This window comes from Candidatus Kerfeldbacteria bacterium, from assembly GCA_016214565.1.
In the GTDB taxonomy this organism is placed as follows: domain Bacteria; phylum Patescibacteriota; class Patescibacteriia; order UBA10025; family JAHIVO01; genus JAXDBW01.
Window position 1 is genome coordinate 324,930 of record JACROE010000002.1, and the last position, 25,198, is coordinate 350,127.

A 25,198-nucleotide genomic window follows, 5' to 3' on the forward strand; every position below is an offset into this window, starting at 1 on the left:
CCCTATGGCAGACGGACTACTCATCTGGATCATCCTCACCGCAGTAAGCATCCCCGGCGGCATGATCGTCGGCTGGTGGGGTCGCAAAGTCTGGGCAGTGAAACAAATCAACACTGCCGAGGCGCGACTCAATCAGCAAATCATTGACACTAAAAATAAACAGCGCGAGCTCCTCATCCAAGCCAAAGACAAGGCGCTGGAGATCACTGAGGAAGCATCGAAAGAGGCGGAACGCTCGAAGAAAGAGCTGCGCCACCTGCAGGAACGCTTGGAAAATCGAGAAACCCTCTTCGACAAGAAATTGATCGAACTCGAAGATCGCCAGACCAAAATCCAGGAAAAAAATGAACAGCTGGAACACGCCAAAGTGGAAATCGGTAAAATCCGCGAAGAGCAAATCGCCAAATTGGAGCGCATTGCCGAATTGACCAAAGAAGATGCCAAACGCGTCCTCATGGAAAACACCCAAAACGAAATCAAGGATGAACTGGCTCGCCGCATTATCAAACTCCAGCAAGAATCCCAGGAAAACCTTGAGCGGGAAGCTAAGAATCTCTTGAGCAGCGTCATCCAGCGCACCGCCAGCTCGCACGCGGCAGAAACCACCACCACCGTGGTGCATTTGCCCAATGACGAAATGAAAGGACGCATCATCGGTAAAGAAGGTCGTAATATCAAAGCGCTCGAGCAGCAAACCGGCGTGGAAATCATCGTGGATGAAACGCCTGAATCAATTATCATTTCCGGCTTCTCGCCGATCCGCCGCCACCTGGCCAAACGCGCCCTGGAAATCCTGATCCAGGACGGTCGGATCCACCCAGGACGCATCGAAGAAGCAATTGATAAAGCGCGCAAAGACCTGTCGCTCGACATCAAGAAAGCCGGCGAAGAAGCCGCCTACGAAGTCGGCATTGCTGGCCTCCCGCCCAAACTCATTCAAATCATTGGCCGCCTCAAATACCGCACCAGCTACGGCCAAAATATCTTGCGCCACTCTATCGAGGTTTCCAATCTCGCCACCTTGCTGGCTGAGGAACTCGGTGCCAATGTGGCCATCGCCAAGAAAGGCGCTTTCCTCCACGACATCGGTAAAGCAGTCGATCACGACGTCCAGGGTACCCACATGGGTATCGGCGGAGACATCGGTCGCAAATTCGGACTGTCACAAGAAATTATCGATTGTATCGAAGGGCACCATGAAGATACTCCGAAATCACTGGAAGCAATTATCGTCCAAGTGGCTGACGCCATCTCTGGTGCACGGCCGGGCGCGCGCAAAGACACCTACGAGCAATACATCAAACGGCTTGATGAACTCGAGGGCATTGCCAAGAGCTTCGAAGGTGTGGAGAAAACCTACGCCATCCAAGCTGGCCGTGAAGTACGTGTCTTCGTGGTACCGGACAAAATCGATGACTTCGCCGCAGTAGAATTAGCTCGCGCCATTGCCAAGAAGATCGAAGATGAATTGAAGTATCCGGGTGAAATCAAAGTCACGCTGATCCGCGAGAAACGCATTATCGAGTACGCCAGATAAAAAGGGACAGAAGGCAGTAACGGGATTCAGAAGACAATACGGCAAAACGAGCTTAAGTGCTCCTAACAATTGTCATTCTGAACGAAGTGAAGAATATATCCTTCCCCTTCGACTCACTCGTTCGCTCAGGGTCAGGATGACAAACCACCTTTACTCAACACTCCTTCTCATTCCCTAAAGCCCTATTCCCTTATAAACCTTTATGCCCTCTCAAGCCCTATCAATCCTCTTCTTCGGCGATATCGTCGGCAAACCAGGCCGTAAGGCGGTCATTGCGGCGCTCCCCGAATTGAAGAAAAAATACCAGCCAGATCTCGTCATCGCCAATGTCGAGAATCTGGCCCATGGCATCGGCGTGACCAAGAAAACGCTGGATGAAATCAAGTCAGCTGGCGTGGAATTCTTCACCTCGGGCAATCATATCTGGGGCAAACCTGAGGTCTATGACATCTTCAAAGACGCTGACTACCCCTTGATCCGGCCCGATAACTACGGCACTTCCGTGCCCGGCACTGGTGCCCGGGAGGTGCGCGTTGGCGAGCATACCCTGCTTGTGATAAACTTACATGGACAGGTATTTATTCCCGAAGAACTTGAAAATCCATTCACTGCCCTCGACCATATCCTGACTGACCATCGCGGCCCCTACGCTGGTATCATCGTGGATTTCCACGCCGAGGCCACCTCGGAGAAAGTCGCCTTTGGCTGGCACTCCGATGGCCGGGTGAGCGCGGTGCTCGGCACGCATACCCATGTGCCCACGGCTGATGAGCGCATCCTGCCCCAGGGGACAGCCTATCTCTCCGACGTCGGCATGTGTGGATTGCGCAATTCTGTCATCGGCATCGACACCGACGTGATTCTGGATAAATTCCGCGGGGTGGACTCACGGGCGCACGAGATCACTGACCATGGTGAGGCGGTCGTAAACGCTGTTATCCTGACCATCGACCCCACCACCGGCCACACAATAACTATTGATCGCATTCAACAATTTCTAACTGTATAATGCTCGTATGAATAAAGCAGAACTCATCAATCGCATAGCCCAAAAAGTGGGTGTCTCAAAAAAACAAGCAGAAGATATGCTTGACGCGTTCGAGCATATTACGATTGAATCACTCCAGCACGGTGAAGAGGTGACCCTGACCGGGTTTGGCACCTTCATCGCCAAGCTTCGCACTGCCCGCGGCGGCGTCAATCCGCAGAAGCCATCCGAGCGCATCCAGATCCCGCAGGTAACCATCCCGAAATTCCGCGCTGGTAAGACCCTCAAGGACGCCCTGAAGAAAAAACCCGACGCGCCACAGCAGTAATACATTTCCATGCATTCCCCAAGCCCCGTTCATCAGAGCGGGGTTTTTGGTTTTGCAAAAACGCCCGTAGATCGTTTTCACACGGTATATTGACAATGTTGTTTATATGTACTAAGGTCAGGTGAAACCAAAACCATTTGCTTCGGAGGGAATAATGAACATTCAAACACATGCCGAAATCTGTAGCGTGCTCTGTGAGTTCTTCGGTAAAACAAAACCAGCCGAAGAAACGATTTTCACAATTCGTCAGCCGATTAGAAACTCGGATGCGATACTTGATTTCAGATTCCTAAATCACTTAGGAATTGAAGCGGATTACTACGTAGGCAGTGGGAAAGGGCATGCTCGTATTGCGCACCTCGCCATGAAATCAGTATGGTTCGCGGGGTTCGATGAGTGCGATCTCCTCATTCTCGGGCAAAATACAAACGGCATTCCTATGACCGTAACAATCAAGAAAGATTATTCGATGGAGCTCTGAACGCCGGAGGCACTCGAACATCTCGTCAGGAAAAAATTGAAAAAGTAACAACCGAATACCTCGGTAAACCGTCGGCACCTTGCTGACGGTTTTATTTTACTAAAGAAATTAAAAAAGCCCGCCGATAGAAACTACCGACAGGCTTTTGATTTGTGATGAATCGACTGGATTAGAGTCGAACCACCAACGCGGTGCAATTATCCATACTGCCCTGAGTCAGGGCGACACTGACTAACCATTCGGCCAACACCCGCGGCGAACGCTTGCGCTTAGCCAAGGTATTCATCTTTTCCGGTGAGACGAATTCCCAGACGCCATCACAGACGAGGCAGATGAAACGAGCTGAGAGCTCATTGGTGAAATGGATTACCTCCGGATCCGGAATAACGCCGGGAGCATACTGAGGATTGTTCAGGGCGCGGGTCACCATGAGGCCGCGTGTGCCGTCATTCCTGAGAACGCGATACGTACCACTGAGTAGAACAATGGTACCGCCCGCCTGCGCCACCCGATCACGCTCAATTTCGTGAGTAAGTCGATGCGGCTCATTTATGACGAGCTCACCACCGAGCGCAAGCATGACGCACTGGCTATCACCCGCCACAGCGCAGGTAAGCTGGTCATGGTGACGAATAACCACGAGTGCGGTTGTGCCACCGATTTTGCCGGCCAGCTCCTGATTGACCTGACGAAACAAATCCGTCAAATACTCCCTAGTCGGTGGATGCTGCTGTCCGGAAGACAGTTTGAGAGCAAAAAGGCGCGCTGCCTCAGCCGATCCCTCACCGCCGACGTGCCCATCGAAAAGCCCAGCGATCCACCCCTGTGGTGTTTCGAAAAAGAAATAAGCGTCCTCCATAGTCGGACGCGGACCTTTCTGTGAAGCAACGCCCCACAGCTTTTTTTGGATACTCATTATTTCCTCCTCCGGAAATATATTAAAAACAGTTAATGTGCAATTAATGTGCTAACCTACCATATCTGCATACCAGAAGTCAACCCTCATAGACTTAAGGTAGGTTTCATTCAGTTTTCATAAAATGGGGTACCCCATCGAGCTCGGCTCGATGGGGAAAGGGGCACACGAGCTGAGGGTGGAGTGGGGAGACGCAAAGTCTCCACACGTAATCCGAACCTCGTGATGACCCGTGGTGGGCGCGCTAGGACTCGAACCTAGGACATGGTGTGTATAAGACACCCGCTCTACCAACTGAGCTACGCGCCCTTAATGCTTGCAGGGACATTTAACGGGCTTACCAATTCCGACGTTTCAGTCGGAATCCCGACCGCTTCGCGTCGGGACTGAGCTACGCGCCCTTAATGCTTGCAGGGACATTTAACGGGCTTACCAATTCCGACGTTTCAGTCGGAATCCCGACCGCTTCGCGTCGGGACTGAGCTACGCGCCCGTAATTATTACATTATACTACTTGCTACCAACCCCGACGTTCCTGCAGCTCGGGAAGTCGGGGCTCCGACCTTGCGTCGGAGCTGAGTCCCGTCCCGACGCAGTAGCGTCGTGGACGTGGATCCTCGATCCGGCTTTGCCGGATCGGGACTACGCGCCCGTAATTATGAACTTCACTATATCAAAATAACGCAAAAAACCGCCTTACCGGTATACACCTATTGTGGTGAAACGGCAAGCGATGAGCCTAGGCCGTGCGTATGCCTAATCGATTCAATAGCCGGACGACTTTGCTCTCGGCGCGGGATTTATCTAATTCAGTGAAGAGGAGTGTCCAGGCAGAATACTGGAAGGCCACATACATTGAACCAACCAGAGCGGCCACGAGGAACCAAACAATCGTCATGGCCACCACCGCAACGGCGAAGCCTGAAGCAGAGCCGAAGAAGGTAGCGGCGATGCCGATCAAGATAAACGGCACCGAGGCAAGCCCGATACCAATGGCGATCACTAATCCTGCCACCAAGCCGAGGACCACAATCAGTAAGGCCATCTCCACACTAATAATCCAATTAGCTTTGAATAATTGCCAGCCGAGACGGACCGCCTCTATGGCTGATTTCTCCTTCAGCACGATATAGGCAACCGCGTACCGCAGCATGAAGGACACAATCACCGAAATCGGAATCAGGATCAGGAAGATAAAGAATATAAATGCAATCCCGCCGGCCAAACTCTCCCGCTCGAGGAACCAGGAAACCAAGACGCTGCCCAAAACCGCCAGCAGGGCATACCAGAGCCCGCGGAGAAGCAGTGTCACCCCCAGTACTGAACCGAAATGGCGATTACCAACTTGATAGGCCTCTTGGTAAACCACCTTTTTATTCGCGTTTAATTTTTTGGCACTATCGAAGAGGGCGATTTGCGAAACAATTGATAGCCAGAGGATCAAAATCGTCACCACGAAGAGCAGCAGAAGGAAAAGAAACCCCTGCGCGGGATAAGCGCCGAAGAATTCGCGAATGTTTCCAAAAATGGTACCAAAAATTCCATCCTGATAGAATGTCTGGATGCTCAAGATCGTCTTCGAGGTGCCCGTGACACTGGAGTAATTCTGGAACAATGATTCCAGCTCTCCACCCACGCCGAGGAAGGCGGCAAAGAAGCCAAAAAACCACAGAATCTTATTCTTCTTAGTCAGTTCATACGCGCGCTTGAGAATAGCGCGGTAGGAAAACGAATTGCGCAATGGGCTCATACTTTTTTCCTCCTAATGTTTGTTAGCACAGGCCAGCTCAGGCTGAGACCCGAATTGGCTTAAGGTCAGTCATAAGCTTTTCGAATTCCTGACGCTCCAGCGTCTCCTGTTTCAGCAATGTTTCAGCGATCCGATTCAAATACACGCGGTATTTCTTGATCAGGCGCTCGGCCGTGGCATAGGCGTCTTGGACCAGGGTCAGGACTTCTTGGTCAATGAGCTGAGCGGTTTTTTCGCTGTAATCGCGGCGCTCGTGGATCTCACGCCCTAAGAATACCATTTCTTCGCGTTCTCCGTAAGTGCGGGCGCCTAATTTCTTGCTCATGCCGTAGCGCGTCACGATTTGGTTCGCCAGCAGGGTGACATTCTGCAAATCATTGCTGGCGCCGGTGGTAATCTCGCCAAACACCTCGGCTTCGGAAACGCGACCGCCGAGCATCACCGCCAATTCATCAACGAATTCAGAACGTGAGTGCAGCCGTTTATCCTGGGAGGGGACTTTCAGGGTGTAGCCGCCAGCTTTGCCGCGCGAGATGATAGAAACCTTATGTACGGGATCAGCATGGGGTAAAACATGAGCGACCAAGGCATGGCCAGCCTCATGATAAGCAATGATTTTCTTTTCCTCGGGAGTAATGACGCGGCTCTTGCGTTCCGGCCCGAGCATAACTTTTTCAATGCTCTCCAGGCACTCCGTCTGGCTGATCTGTTTTTTCTCTCGGCGGGCGGCCAATAATGCCGCTTCATTTAACACATTGGCTAAATCAGCACCGGAGAAACCGGGGGTCCGTTCCGCCACTTCCCGCAGTCTGACGGTTTGGTCAAGCGGTTTTTTGCGGGCGTGTACCTTGAGAATGTCTTCTCGGTCATTAATATCCGGATCGTCTAATACCACGCGGCGATCAAACCGGCCCGGGCGCAATAACGCTGGATCAAGCACATCGGGACGATTGGTGGCGGCCATCACAATGACATTGGTATCGGTATCAAATCCGTCCATCTCCACCAAAATCTGATTCAGGGTTTGCTCCCGCTCATCATGCGAACCGCCCATACCCGTGCCGCGCTGGCGGCCGACCGCATCAATTTCATCCACGAAGACAATGCAGGGCGCGGCGCGCTTGGCGCGTTTGAAGAGGTCGCGCACGCGGGAGGCGCCCACACCCACGAACATTTCTACGAATTCCGAGCCAGACATATGGAAGAACGGCACATTAGCTTCACCAGCCACTGCTTTGGCCAATAACGTCTTACCGGTACCGGGAGAACCAATCAGCAGGACGCCCTTAGGAATCGTGGCGCCCAAAGCGAGGAATTTCGCCGGGTTCTTCAGGAAGTCAATCACCTCTTTCAGCTCTTCTTTGGCTTCTTTGACGCCGGCCACGTCTTTAAATAATACTTTCTTCTTCGGCGCTTGATCTTTTGAATCCCGAGCCGTGCTCTGACCAAATGACATGGCGCGGGAATTCGCTCCTTGCACCTGACGCATCATGATCCAGAAGAAAAGGATAATCAGCAAAAAGGGAAAGGCAAATGGCAGAATCGCCCCGATCCAAAAGCCGAAGCCCGCTTCACTCTTTACTTCAATATTCACCGCCTGGATTTGCTCCGGGAGCACACCGTAATCAGCCAATAAGGCGGGTACGCTATCGGATTCCTTGGTTGACTCAAAGGTTTGGCCGTCGCGCGTTTTAATCGTCAAGGTGTTCGCATCGACCGTGATCGTTTCGATGGTACCCTCTCGGACTTTCTGCACTACACCACTGAAGGCCAGCGGTTCGGGCTTGTTTGACTGGTTATTAAAAATGCTAAATACCAGCATCACGCCGATAAATACGGTGATAAAGATCAGTACATTTTTCATTAGATTTCTGCCCATGGGAAGTGTTTCCAAGCCAATAATTAAATGCGAAAACGACGAATGCGTCGGAGTACAGTATAACCAAAAAACGCACGTTCTGCAATCCTCCGCAAGCGGAGAATCAAAAACGTGCGTTTAAATGAATTGAAGTGAAGTCAATCCTACTCAGCCGGTGCTTCAGTCGATGACGGCGCGGCTGGCTCTGCGGTTGCTTCGGGTGCTGCCACTGGAGTTTCCGCAGTCACTGGTGCAGCTGCTGACGTTTCAGCGGTTGCCGCTGCCTCAGGTTTCTCGGCAGACTCCTTTTTCTCATGAGCCGCCTTCAGGGATAGGCCTAAGCGATGGTCGCGGGGTTCAATGGAGAGAATCTTAAAATCATACGTTTGCCCAACGGCAATCACTTCGGCGGGATCGCTGATCCGTTTGTCCGAGAGCTCGGAGATATGGGCTAGGCCATGAATGTCTTTATCTAATTCAACAAAGGCGCCAAATGGATTCGTTTTGAGGACAATGCCCGAAACAACTTGACCAACTTTATATTTCTCCACGACATTCTTCCAGGGATCATCATGCAATGCTTTGATCGACAATGAAATGCGAGATTTGTCGAGGCTAATTATTTTCGCCTGCACGTTGTCACCGACTTTGATATAATCTTTCGGATTGTCGATGCGTTGCCAGGCTAATTCGGAAATATGTACCAAACCTTCCAAATTTTCGCCGAACTCAATGAATGCGCCGAAATCAACCACACCCGTCACGCGCCCTTCAATGACGTCGCCGACATGATAGGCAGAGATAATCTTCTGCTGTTTTTCTTCCCAGGCGGCTTTTTCTGAAACAATCAGCTTGTTTTCCACTTCATTCACGTCTAATACTTTTACTTTCAGTGCCGTGCCGATGAAGGCTGATAAAAGTTCAAGAATCTTATTTTTATCTCCACCTTCCACGCGGGGATAGTGCTCGACGGTCAGCTGAGAAACAGGTAAGAACCCATCGATGTTGCCGATCTTCACCATCAATCCGCCTTTATTCGCTTCGGTAATCGGCGCGTCAATGACGGTGCCTTCTTTCTGCAGCCGTTCCAATTCGGTCCAGGCCTTCTGATGGCCGGCTTGGCGGAACGATAATTCCATTTCACCGCGTTCATTTTCTAAATCCAAAACGGTCGCCTCGACGGCATCGCCGACTTTCAGATTGCTGTAGGTGCCGGATTCATCAATCATTTCTTTGCCGCGCACCACGCCGGTCGTGATACCGTCAATATCCAAATTAACCTCATTGCTTGAGGCATTAATCACGGTAGCAGTAACCACGTCGCCAACCGCAGGTAATTTCGGCTGGTCGCCGCTATCAAGTAAATCCTGCATGGCTGAGCGCACAACTGTCGTATCGGTTGTCATAATATGATGTATGTTTGAGGGGCAAACCGGAGATGGCAGAATAAACTGAGATAGATGCCTATCCAGCGCTCCTCAAAGGGAGTTAATAATTAGATTAGTAATGTGTACCGGATACCGTACACCAAAGCCTATTTTTTGGCAAGGGGGGGTTGTGGGGGGTATACTATATCTATGCCCAAGCAAAATCTCCCCAAAATCCAAATCGGCACCGCACGAAATGTGGCGAAAAATTTGATTTCCGATAAATACGGTCACGCAGTGAGCGACACCAAGCTGAAGCAATTCCTGAAGACAGACAAAGATCTCCAGCGCTATGTGTACAAAAACGACCGGGGCACCTTGTCCAAATTTCAGGCAAGCAAATTTTTTAATAAAGTGGTGGATACCGCCAAAACCAGCGGCTCATTTAAAGTCAGCCGCCTAGCGCAAAAGATGGGCATCAAGCCCAACGCCCCGCGCACAACCAATATCCAGCTGAATAAAATTTACCAGCACGCCAGCCAAACTGAATACGATGCCACGCCACATCAAACCGGCCCGACGCCCGCAGAGCAAGCGAAAGCTCACCGCCGTGAAAAAATGCTAAAGACCCTCCATAAACAAGACCGGGCGTACGAAAACCAGCGCGAACAAGCAGCGGCCGATGCCGCCAAGGAAAAGCAAAATCCCCAATCAAGCAAATCGAGTAATGCTGCCCCGCCTCGTGTCAGCGGCATTGGGTCAGTCGGTGCGCCGCCGCATGATGCCGCATCCAGCACCGCGCCGACACTTGATGAAGATAGTGCTTCGACAACCGACCCGCGGCTTCCCTGCCTCGTATATCCGCTGGAAAACCAAACGCCCAATGTCCCCGGATTTGAGCTGACCGTCAGTAAATTCAACACCTTTATCAAGCAACATCTCACCACCACGCGGCTCTTCCGTATCATCAGTGATGAAAAATTATGGAATCTCCTCGGCTCTCGCTCGCTCGATACCATACCATCGGTGGTTGAGACCGACGCCCGTCGCGCGTTGGCCCATGGGGCTGGTGCGACGGTATATATCGACGGCGCAATACGACAATTCGGTCAAAAAACTGAATTGAGACTGACGTTGCGATCAATAACCAATGCGACAGAAGTGACCCTGGCACATCTGACCGAACCCATGGCAGACCGATTCGAATTCCAGCGGAAAATCGCTTGGCAAATCGACGCCGCATTGGCCAACCACCGCGACCAGGACACCACCACGCCATCGAGTACACCCGCGATTGAACTGCCCATTTAGGCAATAAATGGTCTTTACCGGAACGACTTTTTGTGGTACGCTCTAGGTCACTAACGGACTCTATTTGGTTATGTATATTACCTGGCTCGGCCAATCGTGTTTCAAAATTCAAACAAAAAATGCCACCCTGATCATGGATCCCTATGACCAGAAGCTTGGGTTAAAATTACCCCGGTTGCAAGCAGATATCGTCACGATTAGCCACGACCACTACGACCATAATAATGCAGAAGGTATCGGCGGCGAACCGTTCATTATTTCTAATCCGGGAGAATACGAAGTCAAAGGCATCAGCATCCGCGGCATTCCCTCATGGCACGATACGAGCGAAGGCGCTGAACGAGGAGCAAATACCATCTATATCATCGAGGCAGAAGATATAAAGATTGCCCATGTGGGTGATTTAGGAACCCAATTATCGGAAGTTCAGGTCGAGCAGCTCGATAACATTGACGTACTGATGGTGCCGGTCGGTGGCACCTATACCCTCGATGCGGCTGGAGCGGCCAAAGTGGTTAATGATATTGAACCGCGCATTATCATCCCGATGCACTATAAATTGCCAGGACTGAAAGTCAGTCTTGCCGGTGTCGAACCATTCTGCAAAGAAATGGGAGTGAAGCCCAATGGTGCTGAAGAAAAACTGCGCGTGGTGAAAAAAGAGCTGCCGACTGATGATTCCCAAGTAGTTATTCTCAAAGCGTAATCAATATTCGCATGACGCCTGTCGATGGAATCCAAGCCCCTCGCCGCAAACGCGCGCCTACTGCGCGAACCCCTCGGGCAACCCGAAAAACGACGCCAGCGCCCGTACCAAGCGCGCCCACTCAACCCCAAGCAACCGCCCTGCCCATTCCTGAGCCCCATACCGCCGGGGGAGGGCGCGAACGGCTGGTTTGGGCAATTGCCATCGGCATCACCGCAGTCATCTTCATCAGCTGGGTCATCCTGTTCAGCGGTGGTAGCCTCAAGAGCGCCGACACCGATTCGTCCTTCTGGTCGCGCATCAGTAATCGGCTCGGGAGCTTCATCGAAACAGTCCAGACTGATTGGTTCCATCTCAAAAGCGACCTCAATACGACAAATACGAACGCCACCACCGTAGATGAGGAGCGCATTAAACAACTCGAAGAGCAAGTCTTTCCTCAATTCACCGATCCTACCAAACAATAATTCCCTATGGCCAAACTGAAAAAAAATCCTAAAGCAGAAAAGCCGATTGTTGAGCCCGCGCGACAGCTGGCGCAGGTACAAAAGCAACCCATCGTTACCGAGATGCAATCGTCCTACATCGACTATGCCATGTCGGTGATTGTTTCGCGTGCCTTGCCAGACGTCCGCGATGGGATGAAGCCCGTCCACCGCCGTATCCTCTATGCTATGTGGACCATCGGCCTCCGGGCTGGTGCTAAATTCCGCAAATCCGCTACCGTGGTTGGTGAGGTGCTCGGTAAATACCATCCTCATGGCGACTCCGCCGTCTACGACTCGATGGTTCGTATGGCACAGTGGTTTGCTATGCGCTATACGCTGGTCAATGGCCAAGGCAACTTCGGCTCCATGGACGGCGACGGCGCCGCAGCCATGCGCTACACCGAAGCAAAACTCTCTCGCATTTCCGAAGAACTCCTTTTTGATATTGAAAAAGAGACGGTCAATTTTATTCCAAACTACGACGGTTCACAGCAAGAGCCACAAGTGCTCCCGGCCAAGCTGCCCAACCTTCTACTCAATGGCACCGTGGGCATTGCCGTGGGTATGGCCACCTCCATCCCACCGCACAACCTAACGGAAATTATTGATGGCACCATCCACCTGATTGAGCACCCCGACGCGTCAATTGAAGATCTGATGGAATTCATCAAAGGCCCGGACTTCCCCACCGGCGGTATTATTTTCAACAAACGAGATATCGCGCATGCCTATGGCACCGGTAAAGGCTCAATCGTCATGCGCGCCAAAACCGATATTGTGGAAGAGGCGAATGGCCAATTCCGTATTATCGTGACTGAGATACCCTACCAGGTGAATAAATCCACCTTGATCGAGCATATTGCTCAGCTGGTCACCGATAAAAAACTAGATGGTATCAAAGACCTGCGCGATGAATCTGACAAAGATGGCGTACGCATTGTGATTGAACTAAAAAAAGACGCCTATCCGAAAAAAGTCCTCAATCGCTTATTCAATCTGACCAATTTACAGACCTCGTTCCACGTGAACATGTTGGCCTTGGTGGACGGCATCCAGCCACGCGTGCTGAATCTGAAAATGGTGCTCGAAGAATACATCAAGCACCGCGAAATCGTCATCAAACGCCGCACTCAATACGATTTAGATAAAGCCAAAGCCCGCGCCCATATCCTCGAGGGGTTGGTCAAAGCCGTGGATAAGATTGATGCGGTGATTAAAGTTATTAAAGCATCGAAGGACAAAGACCAAGCCCGGACAAACTTGATGCAGAAATTTAAATTTACCGAAGCGCAAGCCATCGCCATCCTGGAAATGAAGCTCTCCCAGCTGGCTAATCTGGAACGGCTCAATATCCAAGGCGAACTCAAAGAAAAACGCGCTTTGATCAAAGAATTGGAACTGATTCTTGCCTCACGCAAGCGCATCCTCGGCATTATCACCACCGAACTCAAAGAAATTAAGGACAAATTTGGCGACGAGCGCAAAACGCATATCAATGCCGGCGCCATCAATGAATTCACTCAGGAAGACCTGATCCCGAATGAATCAACGGTCATCATGGTGACCCGCGATGGCTATCTCAAACGCGTACCGCCAGAAACATTCCGCGTGCAGAAACGCGGCGGCCGGGGCGTGATTGGATTGACCACCAAAGAACAAGACTCCGTCGAACAACTGATAACAACCACCACGCATGCCGACCTGCTTTTCTTCACCACCAAAGGCCGGGTCTTCCAGCTCAAAGGCTACGATGTCCCGCCTGCTTCCCGTACGTCAAAAGGTCAGGCCATCGTTAATTTCCTCCAGCTCGGGCAAGAAGAAAAAGTTACCGCAACGCTGTCATTAGCTGACTTGGGTGATTTCAAATTCCTGGTGATGGTGACCCGCAATGGCGTCATCAAGAAAGTAGACATGGAAGATTTCAAAGTCGTCCGCCGCTCAGGCTTGATCGCCGTGAAACTGAAATCAAACGACACGCTCGAATGGGTCAAACCATCCACGGGTGGCGATGATATTCTCATCGTTACTGAACAGGGTCAATCAATCCGCTTCCGCGAGAAACAACTGCGTGCCATGGGTCGCAATGCCGCGGGCGTACGTGCCGTCAAACTGAAAGGAACTGACCATATCGCCGGCATGGACATGATTACTGACGGCAAAGCCATGCAAAATGAACAACTCTTGGTCGTCATGGAAAAGGGATACGGCAAACGCACCAACCTCTCCAACTATCGCGTCCAGGGTCGTGGCGGTTCGGGCATCAAAACTGCCAAGATCACGCCGAAGACCGGCAAGATTGTGTCCGCCTTCATCGTCAATGCGAAACTTGAGCAAGAAGATCTGATCATCATTTCTGACAAAGGCCAAGTCATCCGCATGCCCTTGAAAACCGTGTCCGTCCTCGGCCGCGCCACCCAGGGTGTCCGCTTGATGCGCCTGTCTGACGACAAAGACGGCGTCGCCACCGTGACGTTTGTGTAAATCACCTACAACTTTTTAAAATCTAAAGACCTTCCCTCTAAAGGAAGGTTTTTATGTATACCTATTACGTTTATATCATGACAAATAAGAGAAACCATATTCTATATATTGGCGTCACTCGAAATTTAGAATACCGAGTGTGGGAACATAAGAATAAAGCCAAACCTGGATTTACCAGCCGATACAACGTTACCAATCTAGTATATTATGAAGAATTTGCAATGCTGATGGATGCGATACAAAGAGAAAAACAGCTCAAGAACTGGCATCGCGGCTGGAAGTTTAACTTAATCCGGAAGTGTAACCCGAAAATGGTTGACCTGGCAGCTGAGTGGTATGAGAGAGATCCTGAAACAAGTTCAGGATGAGGACAAAAATAATCCCTCATGCCGAACTTGTTTCGGCATCTCAAACCAATAATAAAAGCCGCTCAATTCTTAGTGATACTGAGCGGCTACTTTCCCTTGTGCACGATTCCTATGTGCAGTCTATGACTCGCTTCCTATGCGGTCGTGGCAATAATGAGTTCGCGGAATTCCGCGAGCTGGAACGGTTTCCCGATGGTACGGATTGTACATCCGCTTAGTTCGACCGTGGCTTGGCCGAGCTTCTGGGGGTTCCCAGACATCAGGATGATCGGCACCTGCGAGCCCTGTTCACGCAATGCGTGAATGAGCTCCGGCCCCGTCATGGAGGGCATTTCCAGGTCGGTGATCACGAGTGATATGTCGTCGGGAGACTGCTGGACCAATTCCAGCGCTTGACGGCCATTCACGCATGTCGTAACCTGAAACCCTTCCAGTTCCGCGATCTCCGTGACCAAGTCACGAAGAATCTCCTCATCATCAACCACCAGCGCTTTTCGCGGTGACTGCATACAAATACTCCTTTCTGGAGATTCGAGTGTTGCACTACAGGAAATAAGGAAGAAAACTGACAACGAGCAATACGATAAGCGAGTATAGGCTCAGCCTGCCCCCTTGTCAAGACACGAAAAAAACAGTATACTAATTATTGAATACACATATGGTTCAAGCAAAACGACGCACCAAACAGCAAAAACGAGAACGCCGCTCCCATCATGCCATGAAAGTGCAAACGCTTTCTCACAGCACCAAGAGTGGTAAACCGCATCTGCCCCACCACGTCAATCCGTTTGATGGATTTTACCGTGGCCGGGACGTGCTCCAGCTTGACGCGAAGGCCTCACGCAAAGAAAAACGCGCCAAGAAAAAAGAAGACCGGGCAAAAAATAAATAAAGAGTCCGGGTAACCCCCGTACGCACGAAGCCTATGTCCAATCGCCATTTGTCTCGTACGATCGCCATGCAGTCTCTGTATGAGTGGGATTTTAATAAACTCAATGCAGCTGAATTGCCGCACCTGGCAGACACCAATATGAAGGCGTTTGCGCCTGATTTCAATGACAATGGCTTTGCCAAACATATTATTAAGGGCGTGGTTAATTACTTAACTGACATCAATAATCTCATTACCACGTACGCGCCGGAATGGCCGCTCGAGCAAATCACCGTCGTGGATCGCAACGTATTACGCATCGGCATTTACGAATTAAAATTTTCAAAAGGCGAAATTCCGCCGAAGGTGGCGATCAACGAAGCCATAGAGCTAGCTAAAACCTTTGGTGGCGAATCATCCGGCAAGTTTGTGAATGGCGTCCTCGGGAGTATATTCAAAGACATGGTTGAGCGTGGTGAAGTCGCCATTGGCGAGGAAACACCAGCCAAACCCCACGAAGCAACACCGCCAGCCGCCACCCCATCATCCTAGACGAGCGGGCGCCTACGACGCGCACCCGATGGTTTGGGATGATCGACATACGTAATTGTGTATGAACGATCAATCAGCATTAGCATCACGACTCGGCGTCACCTTCCGTGACCCCAATCTACTCCAGCAAGCGCTGGTGCACCGTTCGTATTTGAATGAAAATCGCAATTTCAGCCTGGGAAATAATGAACGCCTCGAATTCCTGGGTGACGCCGTGCTGGAATTAGTCGTGACCGAATTTCTCTATCTCAATTACCCCAATCCCGAAGGCGAGCTGACGAACTGGCGCGCGGCCTTGGTCAACGCCAAAATGCTGTCTGACATTGCCGAGACATTCAGTATCTACGAACACCTCTATCTCTCCCGCGGCGAAGCTAAAGATTCAAATGGCAAAGCACGCGGCTATATCCTGGCGAATGCCTTTGAAGCAATCATCGGTGCCATCTACCTAGACCAGGGCTGGGATGCGGCCAAGAAATTCATCACTGATCATGTGCTATCGCGGCTCACCGCAATACTGGATAATAAACTCCACATTGACCCGAAGAGCCGCTTCCAGGAAGTCAGCCAAGAGCGCCTGGGCGTGACGCCGTCATACCGGGTGATTGAGGAATCCGGCCCTGACCATGCCAAGAAATTTATCGTCGGTGTCTATACCGGCACTGAACTCGTGGCTCAGGGTGAAGGAACGTCAAAGCAAGAAGCGCAGGTTGCAGCTGCGGAAAAAGCCCTCCAGGCAAAAGGTTGGTAATTGCCATTGCTTGACCAATTAAATAGTTTGCAGTACGGTAGTGACGAAACCGATCTTTTTGCTTTCTTCACCCCAACGTTCAAGGAGGATGTACCATGACCGGACCTCAGTCCGGCGGCATGCCGGTAATGAAAGAGGTGGGAAAAGTTATCAGACTCTTCCCCAATCTCGGATGCGTTGGCATTCAGGTCAAAAAACAGGTGTGTAAAGGCGACCAGCTCCTCTGTGAGACTCATCGCCAGACACACCTCGACCAAGAGGTCGTCGTCGATTCGATGGAAGTTGATCACCATGTCCGTCAGCTGGTTCGCGCCGGCGAACGCTGCGCCATCAAAGTTGGTGATACAACAAACTTCCACTCTGGCATGACCGTCTTCTGCATCCAAGCGGTTGATGCCCCGTTCACATCAGAGGCGAGCGCTGTGCCTGCTGAAACTGCCGGCGGATCAACATATGAAGATCCGGACAATGAAGCGCTCCGCTTAGCCACCTAGCTCCGAACAACTCGGACTCCGGGGCATGCCACAGATCCTTCCATCAGACATCGCGCGTTTTCCCGCACAACGCTACGCATCTCTGATGGATTCCGGTGCCGCCCTAACCTGCTGAAAAAGGGGCGGCACTTTTTATTTGCCCACGATTAAACCGTCTCTCATTTGATTTGACCCGACCAATATCAGATGGTAAGGTGTGAGGAAACTAAACAGAAACCCAAAAATAGTCCTTCAAAACAACCAAACACATGGAGGTGTACCATGGCTAGTGGCAATCTCGTGCCCGTTGGCCACGTCTTCGCAGTATTTCCGGCGCATAACGAACATGACATTATTCTCGGCATTGCCGTCGAATCAAACGGTTTTGGCACCAAGAATGAATTGGTCATCTTCAATCCGGAAAAACCGGGAGAACCATTGACCATCCGGGTCCACACGCTCGAACATGAACGCAAGCGGACCAATGTTGCCCAGCCCGGCAAAGAATATGGTGTCAAACCGTTCCGCGTCGGCAGCGAAACGCTGACCGTCAATCCGACCGACTGGCTCGTCTATGCGCTAGAACATCAGTCACGGGGCGCTGCCCAACGCACCCCGAGGACATGGAACCGCCCGCCGCGCCCGACTCGAAAGGTCTCCTTCTGCCAGGTAAAATAGTCTGCTATTTGTACCTACCTAAATGTAACGCGTCAGCCCCCAACTGACGCGTTCTTTTATTTGACCCAACCTTTACCTAATGTTAAGGTGTGGTGAAACCTAAATAAACGCTAGAAATAGCCCTATCACAATTCAACCCTTTCTTTTCAAGGAGGAACGCATGTCCCGATTCGTTGATCGCCTCACAGCGATACAAACACGGCAGAATAGCATCATCTGCGTCGGTTTGGACTTTGACCGTAAAAAAGTCCCGCTGCACATCGCTGAACTGTACGGCATTCGTGCCGACGTCGGTATCGAGATGTTCAATCGGCGCATCATTGACGCCGTGGCGCCGTACTGCAGTGTCTTCAAGCCAAACCTTGCCTTCTACGAAAGTAGCGGCAAAAAGGGCTGGGGCGCACTTGCTCGTACCGTGGCGTACATTCGTGAACGCCATCCTGATCACCTGGTGATCGGGGACGGTAAGCGTAATGATATCGGCAATACTGCTGAGCACTACGCCGAAGGTCTGGCTCAGTTAGGTTTCCACGCCGTTACGTGGAATCCGTACATGGGCAATGAAACCGCGCACCCCTTCTTCAAGGCCGGTCTCGCCGTCATCGCTTTGTGTCTCACGTCAAACCCCGGCGCCGCTGACTATCAGCTCCTGGAATGCGACGGCAAACCGCTCTACATGCACGTGGCGGAAAAAACCGTCGCTGACTTCGGCGCTTCTGGCCACTTTGGCCTCGTCGTCGGTGCCACCAAGCCCGAACAGCTCGGGCGTGTCCGTGACGCTATCGGCCTCGACATCCCCATCCTCATCCCGGGTTTGAAAACCCAGGGTGGTGATGCCGCTGCAACCATGCAGCATAACAAGGGTGGACAGGCCATCATCAATTTCTCGAGAAACGTGCTCTATGCTTCAGCTGGCCCTGATTTCGATCAGGCCGCTGAGCGTGAAGCGCAGAATTCCAACGACGAAGTGAACGCGCTGCGCAATGCAGTATAAGGAGGTGATTCATTTGTCAACCAAGAATCTGAAAACAACGCGTGATTTCTGCGTGTTCAACAACCGCCCGCAGATTGAGGCGATCCTCAAGGGCTTCCCGCTACCGCAGGAAGAAATTCTCCGGCTTATCGGCATCGCTGAAGCACACTGGTACTTCGACTACGGCGGCGATCCGACCCGGCCGCACGCGCTCCTCACCAGCGGAAAACATTCGGTTGGTTACATCAACTGTCCTGAACTCTTCCAATATCCGCTCATCAAGGAAGTGATGGCCGCTCAGCAGGCGCGAATCCTCATGGATGCCGGCATCGAGTTCGGCTCCATCGATTGGGTGCTGGGCTCGCCCATGGCCGGCATCACGTTCAGCGACAGTGTGGCTGGATTCCTTGGCGCTCGGTCTGCCTACACCGAGGAAAAGGACGGGGTAAAAAAACTCGTCCGCTTCGGCATCAAACCCGGCGACACGGTCCTCCAGATAGAGGAACTCGTCACCGAGGCGACCACGCTACGCGCTCAGCAGACGGCGCTGATGGAAGCCACTGACGGTGGTGCCAAGCTGATACCGTTTGTCGGTATCTTCTTCAATCGTTCAGGCGAGACGAAATTCGGCGATCAGCAGTATGTTTCGGTCGTTGACCAGAATATGCCGCGCTGGACGCCGGAAGATTGTCCTCACTGCCGCAACGGTTCTGAGGCAATCCCACCGAAGAAACCCCATTCCAATTGGGTGCGCTTGACTACAAAACCAGAGCCGCCCCTTGGCTGGAGTTGTCCGAGCTGTCAGTCGGGGAATCCCGGCTCCAACACCATCTGCCAGCAGTGTGGCACTTCAAAACAGATGGCCTAACCTCTGCTCATTGTCACACTATAGATACTTACCCTCTGCGAGCTCTCGAACCCCCTTCGAGAGCTCTCTTTTTTTCCATTTGACGCTTTGCCATGCACGTGTTACCCTCTGGTTAATTTGGACAAAAAACAAAATTAACATAGTTTTCTTAACAATCTAGCCACCCTCATGGAGGGTAGGAGGTTTTGTTGTGTACACACATATCTTAAGCACCAATGACTTCACCAGCCGTCAGGAAATTGAAGTCATGGTGAAGGCCGGACAAAGCATGGTAAAACATGCCTTGGCTAGAACCTACAGCACCAAATTCCCTGACAAGAAAGCAGTGCTGGCATTTTTCGAACCATCGACGAGGACGCACAAGTCCCATAAGCAGGCTGCGCTTAATCTCGGTATGCGAATCGACGAATTCTCGGGTGCTGAAGGGACATCCCTGATGAAACACGAGTCACTGGCTGATACCGCCCGGATGATTGCCGGCCAAGGTGCCGACATCCTGGTCCTGCGCGCTACCCAGGAGGGCAGTGCGCGCTGGGTGGCGGAAGTTATCGAACAGTACGGCCACCAGGTGACCGTCATCAATGGCGGTGATGGCAGAAACCAGCACCCCACCCAAACACTCCTGGATCTTCTCACGATCCTGGAGAAGAAGGGGCGCTTAGACGACCTGCATATTGGCCTGGTCGGGGACCTGGCGAATGGCCGGACAGCCGTCTCGCTGATCCAAGCGCTGAAGCATTTCGACAATATCAGGGTTACCCTGGTGGCACCGAAAGGTGCAGAGATGCTGCCGCAGTACAAGGCGGGCATCAATATCGTGTGCGAAAGCGAATCTATGGAAGCACTGCGCGACTGCGACGTCATCTATGTGACCCGATTCCAGTTGGAGCGGATCACAGATCCAATCCTCAGACAATCGGTTCAGGGTAAATATGTGTTCAATAAGAAATTCTTGGACTCGTGCCAACCCGACGTCATTGTCATGCATCCACTCCCCTCAGTGGAAGAGATTGCCGCGGACATTAAGCACGACCCCCGCATGGTCGCCTTTGAACAGGCTGAATACGGTATCCCCGCCCGAATGGCTGTTTTTGTCCGAGCCTTGCTTGATCCGTTCCAGGGCCTGGGGCAGTGGTCGCCTGATCGGGATCTGCTCAGCGAAAGTCGCGAATTTCCGATTGCGGCTGATATGAAGCCGGTGAAGTTCTTCCAGCCGATCAACCACGGCACCGTCATCGACCACATCCCGTCTGGGGAAGCGATCAATGTAATCCGCATTCTCGAATCAATCAGCTGCATTACGGATGAACTGCCGCGCCAGTTGGTGCAGCATGTACACACCCGCAAATACGAGGGTCAAAAAGATGTCCTGCTCCTGCCGGACATCATGCTCGACCCCATCAGCGCGGCCACGGTGCAGTACATTTTCCCGGAAATAACGGTCAACGAATTCCCGGGAAACAACATCAAGGTCAAACGGACATATAAAGTCCCCTCCCATGTCGAGGGAATCTTCCGCTGCCCAAATGACAGCTGCATCACCAACCGCGAACCGGAAGCGATCTCACGGTTCCGTATCATCAATCGCTCCATGACACATTCGTCTGCCCGCTGCATCTATTGTGAGCGAGATTTCACTCACTATCAGTTGCTCATGTGCCTGGCTGCTTAGGCCGACACAATCATCTGATGACCTTTTTCATTCAACTCTCTCACCCGCCGTACCAGTCCAAGGTATGGCGGTTTTTTATCCTATTGACATACCATTAAAATGCACCCTACACTAAAGTAATTTATCAAAGAGCACATTCAAACCATCGGGAGAATCATATGACTGCACGTGAAGTGGTTGTCGCCATGGGCGCCCTACTAGGGTACCCTGTTTCCTGCTTCTCTTGGATCATCGCTTCCTACCGCAAACGGATAGGAAAAGGGTGGCACTTTTTCGGTATATCCCTTGGCGGGTTTGTCAGTTGGGCTATGTTGATTAGCAGTTTCTTCACGAATAGCTTTGTGAAAATTCTGCTCGTCCTGGGAAGCATTGCCCTATACCTCGCTTTGATGGGAACCTTCCTCCTCTTAGTGAGGTATTGTCAAAAATTAATTGACAAAATCGAAGCCGAACGCTACCCCCATCTCCGCTCAGTCAAACAAGTATAGGTAATCCTAGGCCCAATCTTGCCAGGAGGCACTCATGTCTCCTGGTTTCTTTTTGAAATTTCATTATAAATATGGTAGAATAGCGCCCATTGAGGGCGCGAATGATCCTCTTTAATTTGTACCCACTCGCGCTCCAACCCCGTACATCAACCCTATGTATCTGCAACGACTGGTCATCCAGGGATTCAAATCGTTCGCCAATAAAACTACCCTCGAATTCAAACCGGGCATCACTGCTATCGTTGGGCCGAATGGGTCAGGCAAATCAAACACCGCCGACGCAGTGCGCTGGGTTTTGGGCGAACAAAGCCTCAAATCAATCCGCGGCAAAAAGTCCGGCGACGTCATTTTTGCTGGATCGGATAAGAAAACCCGTTTGGGATACTGCCAAGTGGACATGATTTTGAATAATGAAGATCGCAAAGCCCCGATTGATTACTCCGAAGTCGTCATCACCCGCAAAATGTCCCGCGACGGTGAAGGGGAATACTACATCAATAAAAATAGAGTGCGCTTGCATGACATTCTCCTACTCTTAGCCAAATCTAACTTTGGCCAGCGCACCTACAGCATCATCGGCCAGGGGACGGTAGACGCATTCTTGGCCGCCAGTCCGACCCAGCGAAAAGAATACTTTGATGAAGCCGCCGGTGTCCGCCAATTTCAGATCAAGAAAGAACAAGCAGAAAATAAGCTCAACCTAACTCGAGAAAACCTCCAACAGGCTGAATTACTGATCCAGGAAATCGAACCCCGCGTCCGTTCCCTTACCCGTCAGGTTCATCGCCTCGAGAAACGCGAAGAGGTTTTGAAAGAATTAAAAGGCATCCAACACACCTACTACACAGGCACCTGGAATGATCTCCAGCGCCAGCATGCAACCCAGGATGAAAAATTCCAAAAGACCGATGCCGCCCGTGCCAAGCTGGAACAGGATATGCGTGCCACTGAACAAGAAATGCAGGAATTAGCCGGCGGGTCATCGCGCCAAGATCGTTTCAGCGAATTACAACGCCGCTACGCAGAAATCATTGCCGAAAAAAATCGACTCTTGCGCGACCAAGCCTCACTCAAGGGGAGAATCGACAGTGCCCGACACCAATCGGGCGACGTCAATACGGTTTGGCTCGAACGTCGTCAGGAACAGCTCACCGGTACTCAGTCTTCGCTCGAAGCAGCGGTTACTGCCGCACATACTGAAGTAACTGAGCAACAAATGATTGTTGCCGCGGCTGAAAAAAAATGCCAAACCCTCGAGAGCGATTATCGCACCACCAGTGAACGTTTAACCGCGGCAAAAGACGAACTGACAACCAGCAAAGCGATCACCGTTCCTGAAATCGCCACTGAGCTTGAGCTGATTTACGACCGCCAAAAAACTCTACTCGAGCATCTCCAAGCAACCACGACGCCCGATGACCTCCGTAGCCTGACTGCCGAGGCGCAGGCGCTCTCCAGCCAAATCGCCCAACTCCGCCATAAAGTGCAAAAGTCTGGCACCGGGGACCCGCTTGCCGTGATGCAACTCCAAGAATCGATCACCACCATTCTCCGTGAAAAAGAATCCGCCACCCATACGCTGACCACCGCCCAGGTAAAATTACACGTAGCTCAAGAAAAAGAAGCGATGCTCCAGGGACAATATGGACAAACGAAATCAGAGCTGGAAACCGTCACAAAAGAAATAGAGCGGAGCGGCCAGTCATCGGATAGCGCTACATCCAGCATGCAAACAGAGCTCAAAGATCTCCAGAAAAAAGTGGCTGACCTGGATGCACAATTAAACAAAATCAATGCTGAATTCAGCGGATTTAATGAACAGGAGCAGGCTCAGAAAGAAAAGGTATTTGCTTTACAACAGAAACTCCACGAACAACAGCAATCACTCAATGCCATTACCACGACCTTGGGCGAAATCCGAGTCGAGCTCGCAAAACTTGAGACGCGCCAGGAAGATCTCGAGCGCGAAATGGTAGATGAATTATCCGATGAAGAGCGCGACGCTATCTATGCCACCAGCTCCAAGGCATCACCACAACCAGAATTATTTAATGATATCCAAAAACTGAAAAAACAACTGGAACTTATCGGCGGCATCGACACCCAGGTGGCAGAAGAATATCAGCAATCAAAAGAACGGTATGATTTCCTGACCCACCAGAGCAACGACTTGAACGCAGCCATCGCTGACCTAGAAAAAATTATTGCCGAATTAGACGAAACCATTAAAGCCCAATTTACCAAGGCGTTTGAACAAATTAGTAAACAATTTACCGAATACTTCAAGATTCTGTTCAAAGGTGGCAACGCCAGCCTAAGCCTCGTTAAAGAAGAACTACCCGCGCCGGGCAGCGAAATTGATGACGAAGATGCCGAAGAAGCAGCGGAGGATGACGAAGATGCCGAAGAAGCAGCGGAGCCGCAGCCAGCTCAAAAAGGCACCGGCGAAAAAGTGGTAACCGGAATTGATATCCATGCCACCCCGCCCGGCAAACGCCTCCGCGGTATTAGTATGCTTTCTGGTGGCGAGCGCGCTATGACCTCAATCGCCTTACTCTGCGCAATTATTCACAACAATCCGTCACCCTTCGTCATTCTGGACGAAGTAGATGCGGCATTGGACGAATCGAACTCCCTGCGTTTTGCCTCCATCGTTGAACGATTATCCTCAAAAACTCAGTTCATTATCATCACCCATAATCGAGCAACCATGAATAAAGCGCGTATCCTCTATGGCGTCACCATGGGCGATGACGGGGTCTCGAAGCTCCTCTCCATGAACATGGAGCAAGCTGAGAAAATCGTTAATCGCTAAGAGTCTTGACAGGATACCCCCTTTTCACTACCATACACCTACTATGTTAATGATTCGCTTATCTCGAGTCGGAAAAAAGAAGCACCCCCTGTATCGGGTTATCGTTTCAGAGAAAACCAAGGATACCACGGGCGACTATCTTGAACTGCTCGGAACCTATAATCCACACACGCGTGAAACCAATCTGAAGGTTGATCGGGTAAAACACTGGCTCTCCCATGGCGCCCAAGCCTCAGGGACTGTTCATAACTTACTGGTTGATCAAAAATTGGTAACCACGGCAAAAGTCAAAGTGGCAAACATCAAAAAGAAGGCCGCTCCTGAAGGGGAGTCGAAACCTGCCGCAGCGCCAGCCGCACCAGCGACTCCGCCTGCAGCTGCCTAAAAGCTAGGCCACTGCATATCCTTCCCCTTGCTCAAATAGAGTTGTTTACACGCATGGAGGGAGTTCACTAATACGCATGTTACTCATGCGGGT

At 51.3% G+C, this 25,198-nt stretch carries 25 protein-coding genes and 1 tRNA gene; 20 read left to right on the top strand and 6 right to left on the bottom strand.

The window, feature by feature from the left end; translation table 11 throughout:
• Window positions 1-4: 4 nt before the first annotated feature.
• The 4 genes from rny to HZC01_01595 all read left to right on the top strand — a co-directional run bounded on the left by rny (window position 5) and on the right by HZC01_01595 (window position 3,334).
• The gene (gene rny, locus HZC01_01580) at window positions 5-1,537 is read left to right on the top strand and encodes a ribonuclease Y (GenBank protein MBI5037384.1); all 1,533 of its coding nucleotides are present in this window, start codon (window positions 5-7) and stop codon (window positions 1,535-1,537) included.
• Window positions 1,538-1,739: 202 nt separating this feature from the next.
• Window positions 1,740-2,546 (top strand): TIGR00282 family metallophosphoesterase, encoded by an 807-nt coding sequence (locus HZC01_01585; GenBank protein MBI5037385.1) that lies wholly within the window; start codon window positions 1,740-1,742, stop codon window positions 2,544-2,546.
• A 7-nt stretch (window positions 2,547-2,553) separates the two neighbouring features.
• Window positions 2,554-2,853: an HU family DNA-binding protein gene (locus HZC01_01590; GenBank protein MBI5037386.1), complete on the top strand. Its 300-nt coding sequence runs from the start codon at window positions 2,554-2,556 to the stop codon at window positions 2,851-2,853.
• 154 nt (window positions 2,854-3,007) lie between these two features.
• A complete protein-coding gene (locus HZC01_01595; protein ID MBI5037387.1) occupies window positions 3,008-3,334 on the top strand; it encodes a hypothetical protein in 327 nt (108 codons plus the stop codon).
• 169 nt (window positions 3,335-3,503) lie between these two features.
• Here HZC01_01595 and HZC01_01600 read toward each other — a convergent pair whose 3' ends face one another.
• The 5 genes from HZC01_01600 to HZC01_01620 all read right to left on the bottom strand — a co-directional run bounded on the left by HZC01_01600 (window position 3,504) and on the right by HZC01_01620 (window position 9,264).
• Window positions 3,504-4,250: a protein serine/threonine phosphatase 2C family protein gene (locus HZC01_01600; protein MBI5037388.1), complete on the bottom strand. Its 747-nt coding sequence runs from the start codon at window positions 4,248-4,250 to the stop codon at window positions 3,504-3,506.
• A gap of 233 nt (window positions 4,251-4,483) precedes the next feature.
• Window positions 4,484-4,559: transfer RNA gene (locus HZC01_01605), tRNA-Ile, on the bottom strand.
• A 430-nt stretch (window positions 4,560-4,989) separates the two neighbouring features.
• On the bottom strand, window positions 4,990-6,000 hold the full coding sequence (locus tag HZC01_01610; protein MBI5037389.1) for a hypothetical protein: 1,011 nt from the start codon (window positions 5,998-6,000) through the stop codon (window positions 4,990-4,992).
• 37 nt (window positions 6,001-6,037) lie between these two features.
• Window positions 6,038-7,864 (bottom strand): ATP-dependent zinc metalloprotease FtsH, encoded by a 1,827-nt coding sequence (locus HZC01_01615; GenBank protein MBI5037390.1) that lies wholly within the window; start codon window positions 7,862-7,864, stop codon window positions 6,038-6,040.
• A gap of 158 nt (window positions 7,865-8,022) precedes the next feature.
• Window positions 8,023-9,264: a S1 RNA-binding domain-containing protein gene (locus tag HZC01_01620; GenBank protein MBI5037391.1), complete on the bottom strand. Its 1,242-nt coding sequence runs from the start codon at window positions 9,262-9,264 to the stop codon at window positions 8,023-8,025.
• Between the two features lie 171 nt (window positions 9,265-9,435).
• Between HZC01_01620 and HZC01_01625 the strand changes: the two genes are divergently transcribed.
• The 5 genes from HZC01_01625 to HZC01_01645 all read left to right on the top strand — a co-directional run bounded on the left by HZC01_01625 (window position 9,436) and on the right by HZC01_01645 (window position 14,579).
• Window positions 9,436-10,536: a hypothetical protein gene (locus tag HZC01_01625; protein ID MBI5037392.1), complete on the top strand. Its 1,101-nt coding sequence runs from the start codon at window positions 9,436-9,438 to the stop codon at window positions 10,534-10,536.
• Window positions 10,537-10,606: 70 nt separating this feature from the next.
• Complete coding sequence (locus HZC01_01630; protein MBI5037393.1) at window positions 10,607-11,242, top strand: MBL fold metallo-hydrolase; 636 nt, start codon at window positions 10,607-10,609, stop codon at window positions 11,240-11,242.
• An 11-nt stretch (window positions 11,243-11,253) separates the two neighbouring features.
• Window positions 11,254-11,709 (top strand): hypothetical protein, encoded by a 456-nt coding sequence (locus HZC01_01635; GenBank protein MBI5037394.1) that lies wholly within the window; start codon window positions 11,254-11,256, stop codon window positions 11,707-11,709.
• A gap of 6 nt (window positions 11,710-11,715) precedes the next feature.
• Window positions 11,716-14,211: a DNA gyrase subunit A gene (gene gyrA / locus HZC01_01640; protein ID MBI5037395.1), complete on the top strand. Its 2,496-nt coding sequence runs from the start codon at window positions 11,716-11,718 to the stop codon at window positions 14,209-14,211.
• Between the two features lie 53 nt (window positions 14,212-14,264).
• Window positions 14,265-14,579, top strand: a complete 315-nt coding sequence (locus HZC01_01645) for a GIY-YIG nuclease family protein (GenBank protein MBI5037396.1) — start codon at window positions 14,265-14,267, stop codon at window positions 14,577-14,579.
• Between the two features lie 134 nt (window positions 14,580-14,713).
• Here the strand turns inward: HZC01_01645 and HZC01_01650 are convergent, their stop codons facing one another.
• Window positions 14,714-15,088 carry a response regulator gene (locus HZC01_01650; GenBank protein MBI5037397.1) on the bottom strand — a complete coding sequence of 125 codons (375 nt, stop codon included), beginning with the start codon at window positions 15,086-15,088 and terminating at the stop codon, window positions 14,714-14,716.
• 149 nt (window positions 15,089-15,237) lie between these two features.
• Between HZC01_01650 and rpmF the strand changes: the two genes are divergently transcribed.
• The 11 genes from rpmF (at window position 15,238) to rpsP (ending at window position 25,105) form a co-directional block, all read left to right on the top strand.
• Window positions 15,238-15,471 (top strand): 50S ribosomal protein L32, encoded by a 234-nt coding sequence (rpmF, locus tag HZC01_01655; GenBank protein ID MBI5037398.1) that lies wholly within the window; start codon window positions 15,238-15,240, stop codon window positions 15,469-15,471.
• 33 nt (window positions 15,472-15,504) lie between these two features.
• The gene (nusB, locus tag HZC01_01660) at window positions 15,505-16,002 is read left to right on the top strand and encodes a transcription antitermination factor NusB (GenBank protein MBI5037399.1); all 498 of its coding nucleotides are present in this window, start codon (window positions 15,505-15,507) and stop codon (window positions 16,000-16,002) included.
• 61 nt (window positions 16,003-16,063) lie between these two features.
• Window positions 16,064-16,753, top strand: coding sequence for a ribonuclease III (gene rnc / locus HZC01_01665; GenBank protein ID MBI5037400.1), 690 nt, complete (start codon window positions 16,064-16,066; stop codon window positions 16,751-16,753).
• A 95-nt stretch (window positions 16,754-16,848) separates the two neighbouring features.
• A complete protein-coding gene (locus HZC01_01670; GenBank protein MBI5037401.1) occupies window positions 16,849-17,247 on the top strand; it encodes a hypothetical protein in 399 nt (132 codons plus the stop codon).
• Window positions 17,248-17,508: 261 nt separating this feature from the next.
• Complete coding sequence (locus HZC01_01675) at window positions 17,509-17,904, top strand: hypothetical protein (protein MBI5037402.1); 396 nt, start codon at window positions 17,509-17,511, stop codon at window positions 17,902-17,904.
• A 160-nt stretch (window positions 17,905-18,064) separates the two neighbouring features.
• Window positions 18,065-18,898 carry an orotidine-5'-phosphate decarboxylase gene (gene pyrF / locus HZC01_01680; GenBank protein MBI5037403.1) on the top strand — a complete coding sequence of 278 codons (834 nt, stop codon included), beginning with the start codon at window positions 18,065-18,067 and terminating at the stop codon, window positions 18,896-18,898.
• Window positions 18,899-18,911: 13 nt separating this feature from the next.
• On the top strand, window positions 18,912-19,745 hold the full coding sequence (locus tag HZC01_01685) for a hypothetical protein (protein MBI5037404.1): 834 nt from the start codon (window positions 18,912-18,914) through the stop codon (window positions 19,743-19,745).
• Between the two features lie 190 nt (window positions 19,746-19,935).
• The gene (pyrB, locus tag HZC01_01690; GenBank protein MBI5037405.1) at window positions 19,936-21,417 is read left to right on the top strand and encodes an aspartate carbamoyltransferase; all 1,482 of its coding nucleotides are present in this window, start codon (window positions 19,936-19,938) and stop codon (window positions 21,415-21,417) included.
• Window positions 21,418-21,575: 158 nt separating this feature from the next.
• A complete protein-coding gene (locus tag HZC01_01695) occupies window positions 21,576-21,905 on the top strand; it encodes a hypothetical protein (protein MBI5037406.1) in 330 nt (109 codons plus the stop codon).
• A 154-nt stretch (window positions 21,906-22,059) separates the two neighbouring features.
• The gene (locus tag HZC01_01700) at window positions 22,060-24,720 is read left to right on the top strand and encodes a chromosome segregation protein SMC (GenBank protein MBI5037407.1); all 2,661 of its coding nucleotides are present in this window, start codon (window positions 22,060-22,062) and stop codon (window positions 24,718-24,720) included.
• Window positions 24,721-24,763: 43 nt separating this feature from the next.
• On the top strand, window positions 24,764-25,105 hold the full coding sequence (gene rpsP, locus HZC01_01705) for a 30S ribosomal protein S16 (GenBank protein MBI5037408.1): 342 nt from the start codon (window positions 24,764-24,766) through the stop codon (window positions 25,103-25,105).
• Window positions 25,106-25,198: the final 93 nt, after the last annotated feature.

Coding starts and splice junctions, on each gene's coding strand:
- rny (MBI5037384.1), top strand. CDS start 5: ATGGCAGACGGACTACTCATCTGGATCATCCTCACCGCAGTAAGCATC.
- HZC01_01585 (MBI5037385.1), top strand. CDS start 1,740: ATGCCCTCTCAAGCCCTATCAATCCTCTTCTTCGGCGATATCGTCGGC.
- HZC01_01590 (MBI5037386.1), top strand. CDS start 2,554: ATGAATAAAGCAGAACTCATCAATCGCATAGCCCAAAAAGTGGGTGTC.
- HZC01_01595 (MBI5037387.1), top strand. CDS start 3,008: ATGAACATTCAAACACATGCCGAAATCTGTAGCGTGCTCTGTGAGTTC.
- HZC01_01600 (MBI5037388.1), bottom strand. CDS start 4,250: ATGAGTATCCAAAAAAAGCTGTGGGGCGTTGCTTCACAGAAAGGTCCG.
- HZC01_01610 (MBI5037389.1), bottom strand. CDS start 6,000: ATGAGCCCATTGCGCAATTCGTTTTCCTACCGCGCTATTCTCAAGCGC.
- HZC01_01615 (MBI5037390.1), bottom strand. CDS start 7,864: ATGAAAAATGTACTGATCTTTATCACCGTATTTATCGGCGTGATGCTG.
- HZC01_01620 (MBI5037391.1), bottom strand. CDS start 9,264: ATGACAACCGATACGACAGTTGTGCGCTCAGCCATGCAGGATTTACTT.
- HZC01_01625 (MBI5037392.1), top strand. CDS start 9,436: ATGCCCAAGCAAAATCTCCCCAAAATCCAAATCGGCACCGCACGAAAT.
- HZC01_01630 (MBI5037393.1), top strand. CDS start 10,607: ATGTATATTACCTGGCTCGGCCAATCGTGTTTCAAAATTCAAACAAAA.
- HZC01_01635 (MBI5037394.1), top strand. CDS start 11,254: ATGACGCCTGTCGATGGAATCCAAGCCCCTCGCCGCAAACGCGCGCCT.
- gyrA (MBI5037395.1), top strand. CDS start 11,716: ATGGCCAAACTGAAAAAAAATCCTAAAGCAGAAAAGCCGATTGTTGAG.
- HZC01_01645 (MBI5037396.1), top strand. CDS start 14,265: ATGTATACCTATTACGTTTATATCATGACAAATAAGAGAAACCATATT.
- HZC01_01650 (MBI5037397.1), bottom strand. CDS start 15,088: ATGCAGTCACCGCGAAAAGCGCTGGTGGTTGATGATGAGGAGATTCTT.
- rpmF (MBI5037398.1), top strand. CDS start 15,238: ATGGTTCAAGCAAAACGACGCACCAAACAGCAAAAACGAGAACGCCGC.
- nusB (MBI5037399.1), top strand. CDS start 15,505: ATGTCCAATCGCCATTTGTCTCGTACGATCGCCATGCAGTCTCTGTAT.
- rnc (MBI5037400.1), top strand. CDS start 16,064: ATGAACGATCAATCAGCATTAGCATCACGACTCGGCGTCACCTTCCGT.
- HZC01_01670 (MBI5037401.1), top strand. CDS start 16,849: ATGACCGGACCTCAGTCCGGCGGCATGCCGGTAATGAAAGAGGTGGGA.
- HZC01_01675 (MBI5037402.1), top strand. CDS start 17,509: ATGGCTAGTGGCAATCTCGTGCCCGTTGGCCACGTCTTCGCAGTATTT.
- pyrF (MBI5037403.1), top strand. CDS start 18,065: ATGTCCCGATTCGTTGATCGCCTCACAGCGATACAAACACGGCAGAAT.
- HZC01_01695 (MBI5037406.1), top strand. CDS start 21,576: ATGACTGCACGTGAAGTGGTTGTCGCCATGGGCGCCCTACTAGGGTAC.
- HZC01_01700 (MBI5037407.1), top strand. CDS start 22,060: ATGTATCTGCAACGACTGGTCATCCAGGGATTCAAATCGTTCGCCAAT.
- rpsP (MBI5037408.1), top strand. CDS start 24,764: ATGTTAATGATTCGCTTATCTCGAGTCGGAAAAAAGAAGCACCCCCTG.